This window comes from Rhizobium fabae, from assembly GCF_003985135.1.
Classification (GTDB): domain Bacteria; phylum Pseudomonadota; class Alphaproteobacteria; order Rhizobiales; family Rhizobiaceae; genus Rhizobium; species Rhizobium pisi.
The window spans coordinates 281,999-298,061 of sequence record NZ_ML133650.1; the positions used below are offsets into that span (position 1 = coordinate 281,999).

At 61.9% G+C, this 16,063-nt stretch carries 17 protein-coding genes; 5 read left to right on the top strand and 12 right to left on the bottom strand.

The features are described from left to right. Positions 1-12: 12 nt before the first annotated feature. From EFB14_RS14925 to EFB14_RS14960, 8 genes are all read right to left on the bottom strand, one after another. Entirely contained in the window at positions 13-3,474 is a 3,462-nt protein-coding gene (locus EFB14_RS14925; protein ID WP_125844024.1) for a chromosome segregation SMC family protein, read from the bottom strand. 96 nt (positions 3,475-3,570) lie between these two features. Further along, positions 3,571-4,341 (bottom strand): DsbA family protein, encoded by a 771-nt coding sequence (locus EFB14_RS14930; protein ID WP_376772342.1) that lies wholly within the window; start codon positions 4,339-4,341, stop codon positions 3,571-3,573. Between the two features lie 154 nt (positions 4,342-4,495). After that, a complete protein-coding gene (locus EFB14_RS14935) occupies positions 4,496-4,795 on the bottom strand; it encodes a type II toxin-antitoxin system RelE/ParE family toxin (RefSeq protein ID WP_245438248.1) in 300 nt (99 codons plus the stop codon). Beyond that, complete coding sequence (locus tag EFB14_RS14940; RefSeq protein ID WP_126826424.1) at positions 4,788-5,063, bottom strand: type II toxin-antitoxin system ParD family antitoxin; 276 nt, start codon at positions 5,061-5,063, stop codon at positions 4,788-4,790. Before EFB14_RS14940 ends, EFB14_RS14935 begins: the two co-directional genes overlap by 8 nt. A gap of 171 nt (positions 5,064-5,234) precedes the next feature. Then, positions 5,235-6,236, bottom strand: coding sequence for a substrate-binding domain-containing protein (locus EFB14_RS14945; RefSeq protein ID WP_126826427.1), 1,002 nt, complete (start codon positions 6,234-6,236; stop codon positions 5,235-5,237). A gap of 26 nt (positions 6,237-6,262) precedes the next feature. Beyond that, positions 6,263-7,195, bottom strand: coding sequence for an ABC transporter permease (locus tag EFB14_RS14950; protein ID WP_164737533.1), 933 nt, complete (start codon positions 7,193-7,195; stop codon positions 6,263-6,265). A gap of 13 nt (positions 7,196-7,208) precedes the next feature. Next, complete coding sequence (locus EFB14_RS14955) at positions 7,209-8,696, bottom strand: sugar ABC transporter ATP-binding protein (protein ID WP_126826430.1); 1,488 nt, start codon at positions 8,694-8,696, stop codon at positions 7,209-7,211. Between the two features lies 1 nt (position 8,697). Beyond that, positions 8,698-9,702, bottom strand: a complete 1,005-nt coding sequence (locus EFB14_RS14960) for a LacI family DNA-binding transcriptional regulator (protein WP_126826433.1) — start codon at positions 9,700-9,702, stop codon at positions 8,698-8,700. 237 nt (positions 9,703-9,939) lie between these two features. Here EFB14_RS14960 and EFB14_RS14965 point away from each other — a divergent pair, with 237 nt between their 5' ends. Beyond that, positions 9,940-10,383: an RbsD/FucU family protein gene (locus EFB14_RS14965; RefSeq protein ID WP_126826670.1), complete on the top strand. Its 444-nt coding sequence runs from the start codon at positions 9,940-9,942 to the stop codon at positions 10,381-10,383. 189 nt (positions 10,384-10,572) lie between these two features. Here EFB14_RS14965 and EFB14_RS14970 read toward each other — a convergent pair whose 3' ends face one another. Then, entirely contained in the window at positions 10,573-11,061 is a 489-nt protein-coding gene (locus EFB14_RS14970; protein WP_126826436.1) for a DUF721 domain-containing protein, read from the bottom strand. A gap of 109 nt (positions 11,062-11,170) precedes the next feature. On the opposite strand from EFB14_RS14970, the gene mutY reads away from it, so the two are divergent. From mutY to EFB14_RS14985, 3 genes are read left to right on the top strand one after another with little or no spacing between them, the layout of a single operon-like run. Next, positions 11,171-12,262, top strand: coding sequence for an A/G-specific adenine glycosylase (gene mutY / locus EFB14_RS14975; RefSeq protein ID WP_126826440.1), 1,092 nt, complete (start codon positions 11,171-11,173; stop codon positions 12,260-12,262). Between the two features lie 2 nt (positions 12,263-12,264). Then, positions 12,265-12,879 (top strand): HAD family hydrolase, encoded by a 615-nt coding sequence (locus tag EFB14_RS14980; RefSeq protein ID WP_126826443.1) that lies wholly within the window; start codon positions 12,265-12,267, stop codon positions 12,877-12,879. Positions 12,880-12,884: 5 nt separating this feature from the next. Then, entirely contained in the window at positions 12,885-13,250 is a 366-nt protein-coding gene (locus tag EFB14_RS14985) for a nuclear transport factor 2 family protein (RefSeq protein ID WP_126826446.1), read from the top strand. A gap of 112 nt (positions 13,251-13,362) precedes the next feature. Here EFB14_RS14985 and EFB14_RS14990 read toward each other — a convergent pair whose 3' ends face one another. The 3 genes from EFB14_RS14990 to EFB14_RS15000 all read right to left on the bottom strand — a co-directional run bounded on the left by EFB14_RS14990 (position 13,363) and on the right by EFB14_RS15000 (position 15,302). Further along, complete coding sequence (locus tag EFB14_RS14990; RefSeq protein ID WP_126826449.1) at positions 13,363-14,505, bottom strand: site-specific DNA-methyltransferase; 1,143 nt, start codon at positions 14,503-14,505, stop codon at positions 13,363-13,365. Positions 14,506-14,625: 120 nt separating this feature from the next. Further along, positions 14,626-14,976 (bottom strand): antibiotic biosynthesis monooxygenase family protein, encoded by a 351-nt coding sequence (locus tag EFB14_RS14995; protein WP_126826452.1) that lies wholly within the window; start codon positions 14,974-14,976, stop codon positions 14,626-14,628. After that, the gene (locus tag EFB14_RS15000; RefSeq protein ID WP_126826455.1) at positions 14,973-15,302 is read right to left on the bottom strand and encodes an NIPSNAP family protein; all 330 of its coding nucleotides are present in this window, start codon (positions 15,300-15,302) and stop codon (positions 14,973-14,975) included. The genes EFB14_RS14995 and EFB14_RS15000 overlap by 4 nt, the downstream gene beginning before the upstream one ends. A 70-nt stretch (positions 15,303-15,372) precedes the next feature. Here EFB14_RS15000 and EFB14_RS15005 point away from each other — a divergent pair, with 70 nt between their 5' ends. Beyond that, positions 15,373-16,059 carry an ArsR/SmtB family transcription factor gene (locus EFB14_RS15005; RefSeq protein WP_126826458.1) on the top strand — a complete coding sequence of 229 codons (687 nt, stop codon included), beginning with the start codon at positions 15,373-15,375 and terminating at the stop codon, positions 16,057-16,059. Positions 16,060-16,063: the final 4 nt, after the last annotated feature.

Consider the following 16,063-nt stretch of genomic DNA (forward strand, 5'->3'; position numbering starts at 1 on the left):
GCCGGAATTGCTTCAGGCAATTTCGCGCAGGCGCTCGGCCGTCTGGAGATCGACCGAGACGAGCTGGGAGACGCCTTGCTCGGCCATGGTGACACCGAAGAGGCGGTTCATGCGGGCCATGGTGATCGGATTGTGGGTGATGATGACGAAACGGGTTTCGGTGGATGCCGCCATCTCGTCCATCAGATTGCAGTAGCGCTCGACATTGTGGTCGTCGAGCGGCGCGTCCACTTCGTCGAGCACGCAGATCGGCGCCGGATTGGTGAGGAAGACGGCGAAGATCAGCGCCATTGCCGTCAACGCCTGTTCGCCGCCGGATAGCAGTGTCATGGTCTGCGGCTTCTTGCCCGGCGGGCGGGCGAGGATTTCCAGGCCGGCTTCCAATGGATCGTCGGATTCGATCAGCTGAAGCTCGGCCGTGCCGCCGCCGAAAAGATGGGTGAACAGCCGCTGGAACTGGGCGTTGACGATGTCGAAGGCGGCGATCAGGCGTTCGCGGCCCTCGCGGTTGAGGCTCTGGATGGCGCCGCGCAGCTTGCGGATCGCGTCGATGACGTCATCGCGCTCCTTGATCAGCGCCTCGAGCTTCTCGCTCAGCTCCTTCTGTTCCTCGTCGGCGCGCAGGTTGACGGCGCCGAGCCGCTCGCGCTCGATCCTCAGACGCTCCAGTTCGCGCTCGACTTCGCGCGGATCGGGAAGAGCCTGCATGGTCGGGCGACCGGTCAGCTGCAGCGCTTCGTGCGGCGCGACGTTCAGGACTTCACGGATGCGGCCTTCGCTTTCCTGGCGCTTCTCACGGGCGGAGACAAGGCGCTCCTCGGCGCGGCCACGGCGTTCCCGGCATTCGGCAAGTTCCGACAGCGCCGTTGTCGCCTTGTGGTCGGCTTCGCGCTGGATGCGTTCGGCCTCAGCCAGGAGATCGCTGGCATGGCGGCGCGCCTCCTCGGCCTTCTGCAATTCATTGAGCAGGGCACGGCGCTTGTCGTCGAATTCATCCGGCGCCATTTCGAGCTCAGCGGCCTCGTCGCGCGCCTCCTCCTCGCGCTCGCGGAGCGTCGCGACATGATCTTCGCCGCTTGCCGCCCGCTGGCGCCAAGTCTCGCGCTCCTGCGCGATCGCAACGATGCGCCGCTGCCGGGCCTCGTTTTCCCTGGCCAGGCTTTCATGGCGCGCCCGGCTTTCGGCGAGCGCGCCGCGATCGGTCGCAACTTCCGCCTGCTGGAAACGGAGCCGCTCGTCGATTGCGGTGAGATCAGGCGCGTCCTCGAGCTCTATGCGGGCATTCTCTTCTTGGACGGCGATTTCCTCCAGCTGCGCGCGCAGCTGGCTGGCCGCTTCGCTCACGATATCGCGGCGGCGGATCAGCTCGCCGGAGGCACGCTCGGCAGCGAGAAGCACCTCGCGCGCTTCGGCGAGATGACGAGCCGACAGGCGGCTCATATCGCGCGCCTCGGCAAGCCGTCGCTCCTCGGCGCCGATCGCTTCGGCGGCGGCTGCCTGCCGCTCCTCGGCTTCAGCGAAAACGTCGCGGGCGAGGATAGTTTCACCTTCGAGCTCGGCCAGTCGGTTCTTCTGGGCAAGGCGCAAGGCCGCGGCACTCGGCGCGTCGGCGCCGGTGACATGGCCGTCCCAGCGATAGACGACGCCCTCTTTCGTCACCAGCCGCTGGCCGGGCTTCAGCGCTACCATCAGTCGTGCTGCATCGCCCTCGGCGACCAGGCCGATCTGGCGCAGGCGACGAGTCAGTGCGGCGGGGGCGCGGACATGATCAAGCAGCGGCGCAGCACCGGACGGCAATGTCGGATCGGCGGCGCCATCGCCATTGTCCGACCAATAGGCCGGTGCCTCGGCATCGAGCGGCGATTCCAGATCGTCGCCAAGCGCGGCACCGAGCGCGGTTTCAAAGCCGCGATCGACCTTCAGCTCGTCGGCAACCGGTGGAAATTTTCCGGCCGCGGCACCGGCTGCGAGCATGCGGGAAATGGTGCGAGCCTCCGTCTCCAGCGCATTCAGCGCGGAACGGGCCTGATCGACAGGCGCACGCGACAGCGCCTCGGTCTGGCGGGCTGCAGTCAGCGCCTGTTCGACTGCCTGGACGGCGGCCTCGGCGTCGGCAAGCGCGATCTCGCCGGCCTCGACCACGGCGCGTTTCTCGTCGGGATCGGGCAGGCCGGCGATCTTCTCACCGATGGCCGATAGCTCGTGGTTGGCCTCGTCCATCTGGCGCTCGAGGCGCATCCGGCGATCAGTGAGATCGCGGATGGCGCGCTCCAGCTGGTTGCGGCCGGCAGCCGCCTCGGCACGCTCGGCCGTCAATGCAGTAAAGATGCGCTCGCTGTCGGCAAGTTTGGCCGCCGCGCCCTCGAAGGCCTCGCGGGTTTCCTCGGCATAACGGCCGGAATCGGCGAGGATTTCCGAAATCTCGGCTTCTTCTGCGTCGAGCCTTGCAAGGATGACCGCATTGTCGGCCACCAGCCGTTCCTCACGGCGAATATCCTCCGCAAGCTGAGCAAGGCGGCGGGTCAGCTCGTCGCGGCGGCGCAGGATGCGGCCGGCATCTTCCTCCAGCTGGCTTCTGGCGATCTGCAGGCGCTGCAGAGCGGCGGCGGCACGCGCCTCGCCTTCGCGCAGTTCCGGCAGCTTCAGGCTGGCGATGCCCTGGTTCTTGGCCGCCTCCATCTGCAGCTGCGCCTTTTCGGCGACGATGACGGTCGCCTGGTTGAGCGCGCTGTCGGCCTCGGCCTCGGCTTCCTTGGCCTGCACCCAGCGGATATGCAGCAGCATGGCCTCGCGGGCGCGGATATCGGCAGACAGCGTCTTGAAGCGGTTTGCCTGCCGGGCCTGCCGCTTCAGGCTCTCGATCTGGCTTTCGAGCTGCGAGGTGACGTCGTCGAGACGTTCCAGATTGCCTTCGGCGGCACGCAGCCGCAGTTCGGCCTCGTGGCGGCGCGAATGCAGGCCTGAAATGCCGGCCGCCTCTTCTAGCAGCTGACGGCGGGCCTGCGGCTTTGCCTGAATGAGCTCGCCGATGCGGCCCTGCCCGACCATGGAGGGCGAACGCGCGCCGGTGGAGGCGTCGGCAAAGAGCAGTTGCACATCCTTGGCGCGGCTTTCCTTGCCGTTGATGCGATAGAGAGAGCCCTGCTCGCGCTCGATGCGGCGGGTAACCTGGATCTCATCGCTGTCATTGAAGGCCGCAGGCGCGGTGCGCTCGCCATTGTCGAGATAGAGCGCCACTTCGGCGGTGTTTCGCGCCGGGCGGTTTCCCGAGCCCGAGAAGATCACGTCGTCCATGCCGGAGGCGCGCATATTCTTGTAGGAATTCTCGCCCATCACCCAGCGCAGCGCTTCGACGAGGTTGGACTTGCCGCAGCCGTTCGGCCCGACGACGCCGGTCAGCCCCCGCTCGATGATGAATTCCGTCGGCTCGACGAAGGATTTGAAGCCGACCAGGCGCAGCTTGTTGAACTTCATGCAGAAGCTCCGCAGCGCTCTGCGGGCTTGTCACGCAGCCACAAAAAAACGGGCGCACGGCTTTCACCGTCGCCCGTCATTTCGAAACGGTCCGGTTCAGAGCAGGCTGTCGATGAGCGCCGACATGGTTTCAACCGGCATGTCTCCAGAGTAGCGCTTGCCATTGATGAGGAAAGTCGGCGTGGCGTTGACGCCGAAATCCTTGGAACCTCTTTCCCGCGTGGCGTTCACTTCATCCAGAAGCTTCTGGTTCGTCAAGCATTTCGTGAAGCTATCCTCAGTAAATCCGGCAAGCTTCGACATCTGCAGCAGTGCGGCCCGGCCATCGTCGGCGGCAGCCCAGACCTGCTGCTGCTTGAAGAGCATGGAGACCATCGGGAAATACTGTTCCGGCGTGCTCAACTGCTCCGGATTGGAGGCGCTGCAGCGGGCAAGCATGAAGGCGGCGGCCGCGCGCGGATCGAAGGGGAATTCCCGGATGATGAACTGCACCTTGCCGCTGTCGACATACTTCTGCTTGATGGCGTCGAAGGTAGTGTTGTGGAAATGAGCGCAATGCGGGCAGGTCATCGACATGTATTCGACGATCTTGACCGGGGCGTCAGCCTTGCCGAGCGCCATTTCCGGCAGCGCGCCGGGCTTCAGCACCTCAGCCATGTCGACATCGCCATCGGGCTTCGGGATTTCGGTCGAAGACATCGCCGCCGTCTGGATGGTGTCGACATTGGTGCCGTCAGCCATGGTCTTGCCGGAGGACGAAGCATCGGCAGCGTCCTTGCTGTCATTGCAGGCGACAAGCGCTGCGGCAGCTGCGGCGATGGCGATACCACCGAGAAGGCGGCGTTTCGTCAGTTGCATTTCGGACATCTGCATGGGTTCCCCATAAGTAATGAGAGTGACGGCATGACTGTGCGATATAACGGCTGACGGCCGCTCACAAGCCACGGTTCACCAACTTCCTTCAAAGAATTGTGACCGTGATGGGACCGAAAGCGAGCGCTGCGCCCGAAATGAACGATTCTCAGTTTCCAAGGAATGCCGAGGGCGTGTTCCGGCCGGCATAGAACAGCCTCAATATCTGCACCCGATCGTTCACGACCCGGTAGGCGATGGTCACGCGCCGCTCGAAAACCAGAATGCGAACACCTGACGCAAAATCCTCGCGCTGCATTCCCCTTTCCGGCATGTCTTCCAGGCCATGAGCGAACTGCCTCAGCCTGCGGATGAACTCCATCGCCGCTGCAGGATTGTCCGCGGCAATGAATTCGTAGCTATCGAGCAGATCTTTCTCCGCCCTGGGGCGAAATACGACCTTAGGCACCACCGCCCTCAGCCTTCATCCGCTCGGCATGCAGATGTTCGAGCCGCTCGAAGACTACATCGGCATCAATATCCGAGCCCGGATCGTTGATCGCCTCGCGGATTTTCCGACGCATGATTTCGTCGATAGCATCCTCTTCCCGGTCGAGCGCGCGCAATGCTGCGCGGATGACCTCGCTCGCCGAACTATAGGCGCCCGATTGCAGCCGTGCTTCCAAGCTTTTCTGCTGGCTGCCGAGCGTAACCGTAATGGGTTTGCTGCTACGCATTCCTGTCACTCCCATCAAGTGATTACAGTGTAATACGCTCGCGACAGAGTTCAAGACAGGCTTTATGCTCAAGCTTTTTTAACTGAAGTTCGGCTGCTCGACCCGTCGACCGGCGGCTTGAACCAAAGTCCGGCGCTTCTGTTGTCGCGCCGGACTTCGAAGTCTACCTGATCATTTGCATTCGGGGTCGTCGCCGAAGCCCTTGCAGAAGAACTCGGCGGCATTTTCCTTGGTGATCATCTTCGACGCAATCTCGATTTCCATCGAGCCGTCGTCCTTCTTCGTCAAAGTTCCGAGCTTCTCCAATGCTGCCGTGTCGTTGGTGGCAAGCGCGTGTGCGGCGATGACGCCTTCAGGCGCGACGGTGGAATAGGTGAAGGTCGCGGTCAGGTCGCCCTTGGCAACGGCACGGATGGCAGCATTCTCGCCGTCGATGCCGATGATGAGGATGCCTTCCTTGTCACGGCCGGCAGCCTGGATCGCCCGCAGCGCACCAAACGCCATGTTGTCGTTGTGGGCGTAGACGGCCTGGATCTGCCCGGGCGGGAAACGCTGAAGCGTATCTTCCATGAACTTCAACGCCTTTTCCTGATCCCAGTCGGCGTGGGTTTCTGCGATCACCTTGATATCGGTGCCGGCGATGGCTTCGGCAAAACCTTCATGGCGCTCAACCGCGGGAGCGACAGCCGGGTCGCCCTTGATCTCCACGACATTGCCCTTGCCCTTCAGCGCTTCAGCTATGTACTTGCCTGCAAGCGTGCCGATGGGTTTGTTATGCGGGCCGACATGCAGCGTAACGGGAATATCGAGGCTGCGCTCGAGCGTGATGACCGGAATGCCGGCGGCCAGCACCTGCTTGACGGTCGGAGCGATCGCGGCGCCATCCTGAGCCGAGATCATCAGAACCTTCATGCCCTGTACCATCAGGCTTTCGACATCCGAAATCTGCTTTGCGGACTTGCCTTCCGCGTTGGTGACGATCAGATCGACATCCTTGAAGTGCTCCGCGGCATAGGCTTGGTTGCGTTTGGTCATCGTGTTGCGATGCGCCGAGTTCGAACTCGCCTGCGAGAAGCCGATGACGATCTTGTCCGCGCTAAAGGCGGGCGCCGCTGTCAGGACGGTGGCGAGCCCGGCGGAGATAATGAGCATGCGTCTGGTGATGTTGAGCATTTTAAGTCCTCCCTCTGTTGAACACGCTAGGTGCGTGGTTTTCTTCCGGCTTCGAGCAGCACGGCAAGAACGATGATCGCGCCCTTCACCACCTGTTGTGAGAATGGTGAAACGCCTGCGAGATTGAGAATGTTTGCGATGATGGCCAACACCATGGCGCCCCCGACCGTACCGAGAACCGTGCCTTCGCCGCCGAACAGCGATGTGCCGCCGATCACCGCGATCGTGATCGCTTCCAGTTCGAGGCCGAGGCCGGAATTCGGGTCGCCAACGGAAAGTCGGGACAGAAAAATCAGGCCGGAAAGCGCCGCCAGCACGCCACAGATGATGTAGACGCTGAAGATGACGAGCGGCACATTGATACCGGACAGCCTCGCCGCCTCCTCATTGCTGCCGACCGCATAGATCGCCCGGCCGAACGGCGTGAAGCTGAGCACGACGGCCGCTATGATGCAGACGATCGCAAAGACGTAGATCGGCGTCGGTACGCCCAGCATGTAACCGCCGCCGAGGACGAAGAAGCTGTCGGCGAGCTTCCCCGGATTGACGGTCCCGCCATCGGCAATCATCAGCGCGAAGCCGCGCACCATCACCATGCAGCCTAGCGTCATGATGAAGGCCGGAATGCGAAAATGAGAAACGCCAAAGCCGTTGACGCAGCCAACAAGGGCGCCAATGGAGAGACAGATCAGCACCATCAGGGGGACGGGCATGCCCTGCTCCATCAGGACAGCGCCGGTGACGCCGACCAGCGCGACGATCGAGCCCACCGAAAGATCGATCCCCTTGGTCAAGATCACGAATGTCATGCCGATGCCGAGGATCCCATAGAGCGCGACCTGCCTCAGAACATTCAGAATATTGATGGGATTGAGAAAATGAGGAGAGATCAGCGAGGCGGCTATGATCAGTACGATCAGTGCACCGGCAAGACCCGTCCCTCGCGGAAGTTTTTTCATGATAGTCCCCTCATTAATGTAGCGCCGCAAAGTGCATGACTTCTTCTTCCGTTGCGGTGCGTGCGTCGAGTTCAGCCGTTACCTCGCCCTCTCTCAACACGTAGAGCCGGTCGCACAGACCGAGGATTTCCGGCAATTCGGAAGAGGCGATGACGATTGCCAGCCCGCGGGCTTCCGCCAGTTCGACCAGCAGATCGTAGATCTCCCGTTTGGCCCCGACATCGACACCGCGTGTGGGCTCGTCGGCCAACAGGATTTCGCATCCGGCGCTGACGAGCCTCGCCAGCACGCATTTCTGCTGATTGCCGCCGGAAAGGTTCTGCGCCGCCGCTGCGGCGTTCGGCGTCCTGATCCGCAGCCGCTCGATCAGACCGCTCACAATTTTGCGCTCGCGGCCAAGGGACAAGAGCCCGAAACGGACGATCTGCGCGAGGCTGGCCGACATGATGTTGAAACCGACGCTCTGTATCAGGAAGAGGCCCTCCGTCTTGCGGTCTTCCGGCACGAGGCCGAGCCCCTTGTTGATACCCGCGCGCGGCGAACCGATGCTGGTCATCGCGCCGTTGATGCTAACCTCGCCGGCATCGCGCGGGTCCGCGCCGTAGATGGCGCGGAGAAGCTCCGTGCGGCCGGCGCCCGCCAGTCCGAAAAGACCGACGATCTCGCCCTTTCGAACATGGATGCTGACATCTTTGAGCAGCGCCGACGTCGAAATACCCCTGGCGGACAGGGCTTGCTCGCCGATCCGGGGCGTGCGCTTGGGAAAGACGTCGCCCACCTCCCGGCCCACCATGCTGCGAATGAGATCATCCGTCGTCAGGCCGTTGGAAGGTCCGTTGTGGATGACTGTGCCATCACGCAGAACGGTGACCGTGTCGCTCAGTTCAAAAACTTCGCGCAGGCGATGCGAAATATAGACGAAGGCTACGCCGCTCTCGCGCGCCAGCTGCCTGACAACCCGGAACAGCTGGTCGATCTCCGCCTGCGCCAGCACGGCCGACGGCTCGTCCAGAACGATGATCTTCGCGTTGCGAGCAAGCGCCTTGGCGATCTCGACCATCTGCCGCTTCGCAACGGAGAGCGTTCCGATCCGAGCCGTGGGATCGACATCGAAACCGAGCCGGTCGACAACCTCGATCGTCCGGCGCTTTGCTTCGCCCCAATCGATCAAGGCGCCCTTGCGTGGCAACCGCCCCATCAAAACGTTTTCGGTGACGGTCAGGTGCGGCGCTTGAGCCAGCTCCTGATAGATAACGGCAACACCGCGCGCGATCATTCCTGCAGGCGTCGGATCAAGGACCTCTTCGCCGAAAAGCTCGATGCGCCCCTCGTCGGCCGAATAGGCGCCGGAAAGGATCTTCATCAGCGTCGATTTTCCGGCTCCGTTCTCCCCCACCAATGCCCTGATTTCTCCGGGCTGCAGAGAAAATGACACGCCCCGCAGGGCGCGCACGCCCGGAAAGGATTTGGTGATCCCAGCGAGAGCCAGTGCCGACGTCATTTCAATGCCCTCCGCAGCCGCAGGAGCGGCGAACTACCAGTTTTGCCGGCAGGCGGACCTGCCGCACATTCTCCGTGCTCGATTTGATCCGCCTGGACAGCATTTCCGCAGCCTGCATGCCGATCATCTCGCTCGGCTGCGCCATGACGGTCAGCCGCGGCTCGAAACAATCGGCCCAGTCGAAATCGTCAAAGCCGATCAGCGCCAGATCCTCGGAGATGCGCAATCCAAGGTCGCGCACTGCGCGCATGACGCCGATTGTGGCAAGATTGTTGCCCGAGGCGATTGCCGTCGGTCGGTCCGCCCTGCTTAAGATCTCAAGCGCGGATTGACGGGCATCCGCGCTGTTCGCATTGCCTTCGCTCATCAAACTGCGATCGATCTCGAGCCCGTGCTTTCGCATGGCGCCGACGTATCCGCGCACGCGTTCGATCGTGGAACGCAGCCCCGGCTCACCGGCGATGAGGCCGATACGGCGATGACCGTGGCCCGCAAGGTGGTCGATCAGCGTTTCCATCGCTGCCTCGTTGTCCAGGCAGACCCCGTCCGCATCGTCAACGGTCAGACGGTCGACGAGCACGAAGGGCATGCGAGACGATCTGAGATAGTCGATGGCGCGGTTTTCCGGATCGCCTGATGGAGCCAGGATCACCCCATCCACCCGCCGCTGGACGAGTTCGCGGACCAGCCGCAGTTCGGTCTCCGGATCGTTCTGCGTATCGCAGAGAAAAACCAGCTGGCCGATGGCCGCGCAGGCTCGTTCGATAGAAGACACGATATCGTTGAAATAGTAATTGGTGCTGATCGAGATCGCGATCCCCACGGCGTCGGTCGAGGATCGCACCAGTGAGCGGGCCACAGCGTTCGGCACGAATCCGAGGCTTTCGATCGCGTTCTTGACAAGCGCCGCCGTCGCTTCGTTCACATGCCGGGTGCCGTTGACGACGTGCGACACGGTCGAGACCGAGACGCCGGCGGCGCGTGCAACGTCAGTGATTGTCGCCATGATTGCAGACCTCCCCGTCACGCCTGACGCACAGCTTCAGACTACCGCCGCGTCAACTCCCAGAACAAAATCGAAGATTCAACCGACCCCGAACAAGCCTCCCCAGCCTCGGCGGTCACCGACCTATTTCATCCTCCAATGAAATGGTGGAAACAGATGTATTGCTATCGAAACGTTTGCGCAAGCGTTTTCTTCGATGATTTATGGTGGTATACGGATGCAAAGGGAGGAATGAACATGGCATTGAAAAACATCCCCGGCATTCTTTGCCCGGATCTCTTGTGGATATTGAGCGCGATGGGCCACGGCGATGAGATCGCCATCGTCGACAAGAATTTCTCGGCGTGCCGCGTGTCGAAAAAGACCGTCAGCGGCAAACTCGTATCGATGAACGCGGCCAGCGCCTCAGACACCATAGCGGCGATTTTGGCGGTCATGCCGCTCGATCATTTCGTCGAGCAACCGCTCATGCATATGGAGGATCCGGATCAGGCCGGGATATTGCTGCCCGTTCATTCGGACGTGGAGTTGCTTTGCGCGACGGCCGAAAAGCGCAGCATCAAGAGCAAGCCCGTCGAGCGCTTCGCCTACTATCCGATGGCAGAAGCCTGTTTCGCGGTGGTTCAGACGGGCGAAACACGGCCTTACGGAAATTTCATCCTGAAGAAGGGTGTGATTTAGCGGCGACGCTGGAATTGCTCTCCAGCGTCGCAGGTGTTTTCAGAGGTGTCAGATCCGGCAACACCTTGAACCGCTAAATATTTCTCTTTGGATCGATTTCGATTCAAAGAATCAAGAGGCTCGAGTTTGATGAACGGGGTTGCAGTCAATCCGCGTTGGCGATCAAGTCGGATGTTTGCGCGCGCCGCTTTATCGTCCCCGTTTGCCCATCACCGCCGTGCCCAGGCGCTGGATCGCCTGGCGCAGCTTGTCGCCCTCGATGCCTTCCATCATGCCTTCAAGTTTGCGGGCGGCCTCGCCCTTCAGCGGCACGGGAGCACGGGAGCGTCGTACGGCCTGGGAGACCGGCTTCTGGACGATGCGGATCTGGTGGACGGCGGCAAAGCCGAAGAAGCTGTTGATACGCTGGATCAGTTCACCCTGGGCATGGGTGAGGAAGAGCGCGCGAGCGCCCTCGCAGGCAATGGTGAGAACACCGGGGCGGAAACTGCCCTCATCGCCGCCACGTGCCCAGGCGATCTTTTCCGGCCGGGTGCAATCGGCGAAATCCTCGCCGGCGATTTCGCTCCATGAGCCGAGCAGCGCGGTGTTGATGCCGGCGCGACGGGCAAGGACGGGATCGATCAGCCCGTTCGCCAGTTCGGAAATCTGCTTCACATCTTTGCGTGGATAACTCATCGAAACCTTCAAGCGCCGCTGCCAATCGTGCAGGCAATTCGGATAGTCGACTTGATCGCGCGGCATTGCTTCGCCAAGTATAGGCCACTTCCCCTCATCGCGGCAAATCATGACGCTCAAGACACTCGACACGCCCTCAGCAAAGCCCCTGCTCGACTGGTACGACCGGCACCACCGCGACCTGCCCTGGCGGGTATCGCCTGGCATGGCCGCCCGCGGCGTCAAGGCCGATCCCTATCATGTCTGGCTTTCGGAGGTGATGCTGCAGCAGACGACGGTGCAGGCGGTGAAGCCGTATTTCGCCCGTTTTCTCCAGCGCTGGCCTGATGTTACCGGTCTTGCCGACGCCGATAACGACGAGGTGATGGCCGCCTGGGCCGGGCTCGGCTATTACGCCCGCGCCCGCAACCTGAAGAAATGCGCCGAGGCCGTGGCGCGCGGGCATGGCGGCGTCTTTCCCGACACTGAAGAGAGGCTCAAATCCCTGCCCGGCATCGGCGATTATACGGCTGCCGCCGTCGCCGCCATCGCCTTCAACCGGCAGGCTGCCGTGATGGACGGCAATGTCGAGCGGGTGATCTCCAGGCTCTATGCGATCTCGACGCCGCTTCCGGCCGCCAAGCCCGCAATGAAGCAGAAAGTGGCGCTGCTGACACCCGCCGATCGGCCCGGCGATTTCGCCCAGGCAATGATGGATCTCGGCGCCACGATCTGCACGCCGAAGCGGCCGGCGTGTCCGCTCTGTCCGTTCAGGGATGCCTGTCAGGCGCTCAAGCTTTCCGATCCCGAACTCTTTCCCGTCAAGGCGGCTAAGAAGGAGAAGCCGGTACGCTATGGTGCGGCGTTCATCGCGGTGACCGGTGATGGCGAGATCCTGTTGCGGCAGCGCGTTGCCAGCGGCCTGCTCGGCGGCATGACCGAGGTGCCGACGACGGCGTGGACGGCGCGCATCGACGGCGAGACTTCGGCCGAAGCCGCTCCATTCGATGCCGCCTGGCAGGCTTGCGGCACCGTCATCCATGTCTTCACCCATTTCGAGCTCAGGCTTTCGATCTGGCGCGCGGCGATCGCCGCCAAGGTGGGCACGAATGACGGATGGTGGGAACCGGTTATAAATCTTGAAGCGCAGGCCTTGCCGACCGTCATGAAAAAAGCGATCGCAACGGCTATTCCTCTCGCGTTCAAAACATCCAAAGGATGACCATGACGACCGACATACAGCATATCGTTTTTGATATCGGCAAAGTCCTTATTCATTACGATCCGCATCTTCCCTTCACCCGCCTCATCCCTGATGAGACCGAGCGCAATTGGTTCTTCGCCAACATCTGCACCCACGACTGGAACATCGAGCAGGACCGCGGCCGCACCTGGGCGGAGGCCGAAGCGCTGCTGATCGAAGCGCACCCTGCCCGCGAAGAGCATATCCGCGCCTTCCGCAAATATTGGCACGAGATGGTGCCGCATGCCTATGAGGACAGCGTTGCCATCATGGAAAGGCTGATCGCCGAGGGCCGCGACGTGACGATGCTTACCAACTTCGCCTCCGATACTTTCCGCGAGGCGCAGCAACGCTTTCCCTTCCTGACCAAGCCGCGCGGCGTCACCGTTTCCGGCGATGTCGGCCTGATCAAGCCGGATATCGCGATCTACGAGACGCATACGAAAACATTCGGCCTCGATCCGGCCGCGACGATCTTCATCGATGACGCACCGGCCAATGTCGAAGGCGCCAAGGCTGCCGGCTGGAATGCCCTGCTCTTTTCAGGCGCGGAAAAGCTGCGCAGCGATCTCGCCGCTTACGGATTGAAGGTCTGAGACCCATGGCTTTCGACCCCGCAGAAGAAATCGAACGCTTTCATGCCGCGATCAACGCCCTCGATTTTCCCGCGATCGAGGCCTATTTCGCCGAGGACGCGACCTACGTCTCGAACGGCGTCGGCAGCCTTGCCGGCCGCGACGAAATCATGGCCGCCTTCAGGAGATATTTCGACGACTATCCCGATCAGACGGCGGAAAATTCGTTGGTGGAAAGGCTGACGGCCCAATCCGGCCGCGCGGTCTGGTCGCTTCGCGCCACCCACAGCCAGACCGGCAAGCCCCTGATCCGCGAAGGCGAGGAGACGATCACCTTCAATGCGGAAGGCCGCATCACACGCGTCGACGTCACCGACTATCAGGACTTTTGAAACAGGGTTTCTGAATAGAGGACGCCCGGAGCTCGAACTCCGGGCGCCTTGGCCTTCTCCCGCAACTGGAGGGAAATCGGAAGAAGGTATTTCGATCTGTCAGAGGCGCTGCTCACTCCACCTTCGCCAGATCACTGCGGATGACGGACCTGAGATCGTCGATCGGACGCAGGGATTGCCCGTCTTCGAAGTGCCAGAAAGTCCATCCGTTGCATGCATCGAGACCCTGCACCTTGGCGCCGAGACGATGAATGGAGCCGGCCTCGCCGCCTGAGGCTACTGTGCCGTCGGCACGTACGATGGCGCTGTAGCGGCGCTTGGCGTCGGTCAGAACCTGACCCGGCTTGATGAGACCGCTTTCGACGAGCACGTTGAAGGCCACGCGGACGTCAGCCTTCTTGCCCGTCATGACTGTCAGTTCCGCCTTGCCGAGCGGCTCGACGGCGGCGATGCGGGCCGAGGCCGCGTCGATATAATCCTGCTCGCGCTCAATGCCGACGAAGTGACGGCCAAGACGCTTGGCGACGGCGCCCGTCGTTCCGGAGCCAAAGAAGGGATCGAGCACGATATCGCCGGGCCGCGTCGAGGCCATGATGACCCGGGCAAGCAGCGCTTCCGGCTTCTGCGTCGGATGCACCTTCTTGCCGTCATCGCCCTTCAGCCGTTCACCGCCGTTGCAGATCGGGAAAAGCCAGTCGGAACGCATCTGCACATCGTCATTGGCGGCCTTCATCGCGTCATAGTTGAAGGTATAGCCCTTCGCCTTGGCGTTGGGGCTTGCCCAGATCATCGTCTCATGGGCGTTCTGGAAACGGCGGCCCTTGAAATTCGGCATCGGGTTGGTCTTGCGCCAGATGATGTCGTTGAGGATCCAGAAGTTCAGATCCTGCAGCGTGGCGCCGACGCGGAAGATATTGTGGTAGGAGCCGATCACCCAGATCGAACCGGTCGGCTTCAAGACACGACGGCAGGCCAGCAGCCAGGCGCGGGTGAAGGCATCATAGGCCTCGAAGGAGGCGAACTGATCCCATTCGTCGTCGACGGCATCGACCAGCGACTGGTCCGGACGATGCAGCGTTCCGCCGAGCTGGAGGTTATACGGCGGATCGGCAAAGATGACATCGACGGAGTGGCTGGGCAAAGCTTCAAGGGCGCTGACGCAATCGCCCTTGATGATGGTGTCAACCCAGGAGCCCGGCCGGGAATCCGACTTGACGGAAGCCTTGAGGTCGGCAAGCGGAAAAACTGATGCCATTCTGATACTCACTCATACGCTCTACGCTTAACTGTCCGTTATGGTTACGCAACTTAGTTACCAAAGCCTGAAGCGGTGGCCGATTTCGGGAATTTATTCGGTCACCGCTGCTAGAAAACATCAGGCCGCGCCGTGAACCTTGCGGCTGTCCTCCGGCGTTTCGTCGCGTTCGAACATGCCGTAATCGCGGACGACACTGGCGATCCGCAGGCGATAATCGGCGAAGATGCCGCCGCGTCCGGCCTGCTGCGCTGCCCGATGGGCCTGCCGGTTGCGCCATTCCTTGACGGCATCCTCGTCACGAAAGAAGGAGAGCGACAGCAGCTTGCCGCGGTTCGTCAGGCTTTCAAAACGCTCGATCGAGATGAAGCCGTCGATCTTTTCGAGCTCGGCGCGCAACTCGCCGGCGAGATCCAGATATTTGTGACGTTCGCCTACAGAAGGAACGACTTCGAAGATGACGGCGATCATGGCAGCACCAGCTTGGCGTGAGGGGCGGAAACGTTCTTCAGGAAGATGCGGTCTTCCTTCAGGATGAAACGCTCGCGTCTGGCAAATTCATAATTCTCCCGGCCGAGCGGGTCGGAAGCCAGCCGGGCGCGATAGGTCTCATAGGCGGCGAGGCTTTCGACATTATAGACGCCGTAGGCCGTCGTTGCCGATCCCTCATGCGGACCAAAATAGCCGATGAGGTCCGCTCCATTTTTCGGAATCGCCTGGCCCCAGTTGCGGGCATATTCGGCGAAAGCCTCTTTCTTGAAGGGATCGATCTCATAGCGGATGAAGCAGGTGATCATGGTGTTCTCCTTTACTGCCCACCCTTTTTCGCACATTGCCCGACGGCGATGCTTCGGTTACGATCGAAGTATGAAGGAAGGTCCTGACATTGCGCAGATCGGCGCGCTCATCGGCGATCCCGCCCGCGCCAACATGCTGGCAGCACTCACCGGCGGCCGGGCGCTGACGGCGACCGAGCTTGCCGGCATCGGCGGCATTACCGTGCAAACGGCAAGCACACATCTTGCCAAGCTGGAAGCCGGCGGGCTGCTAACCCAGCGCAAGCAGGGGCGCCATCGCTATTTCACGCTCGCCGACGAGGCCGTCGCCCGACTGATCGAAAGCATGATGGGCTTTGCCGCCGGACGCGGCCATCTGCGCCACCGGCCAGGACCGAAGGAGCCGGCGCTGCGTAAGGCGCGCATCTGCTACGATCATCTTGCCGGCGACTACGGCGTGCGCATGCTCGACAGCCTGATTGCTTCCGGATCGATCGACACGGTCGGAGAAGGTCTGGCGCTGACGGAAAAGGGCGAAAGCGATCTCAAATGCATCGGCATCGATGTCGGCGCGCTCCGTTCGTCACGGCGGCCGCTCTGTCGCTCCTGTCTCGATTGGAGCGAAAGGCGGGCGCATCTTGCCGGCAGTCTCGGCAAGGCCCTGCTATCAAACTTCTTCGACAAAGGCTGGGCACGGCGCACGGCCGAAAGCCGCTCCGTCATCTTCTCCCCGGAAGGCGACCGGCAGTTTTTGAGGCTTTTTCCGGTCGACGCGTAGGTTC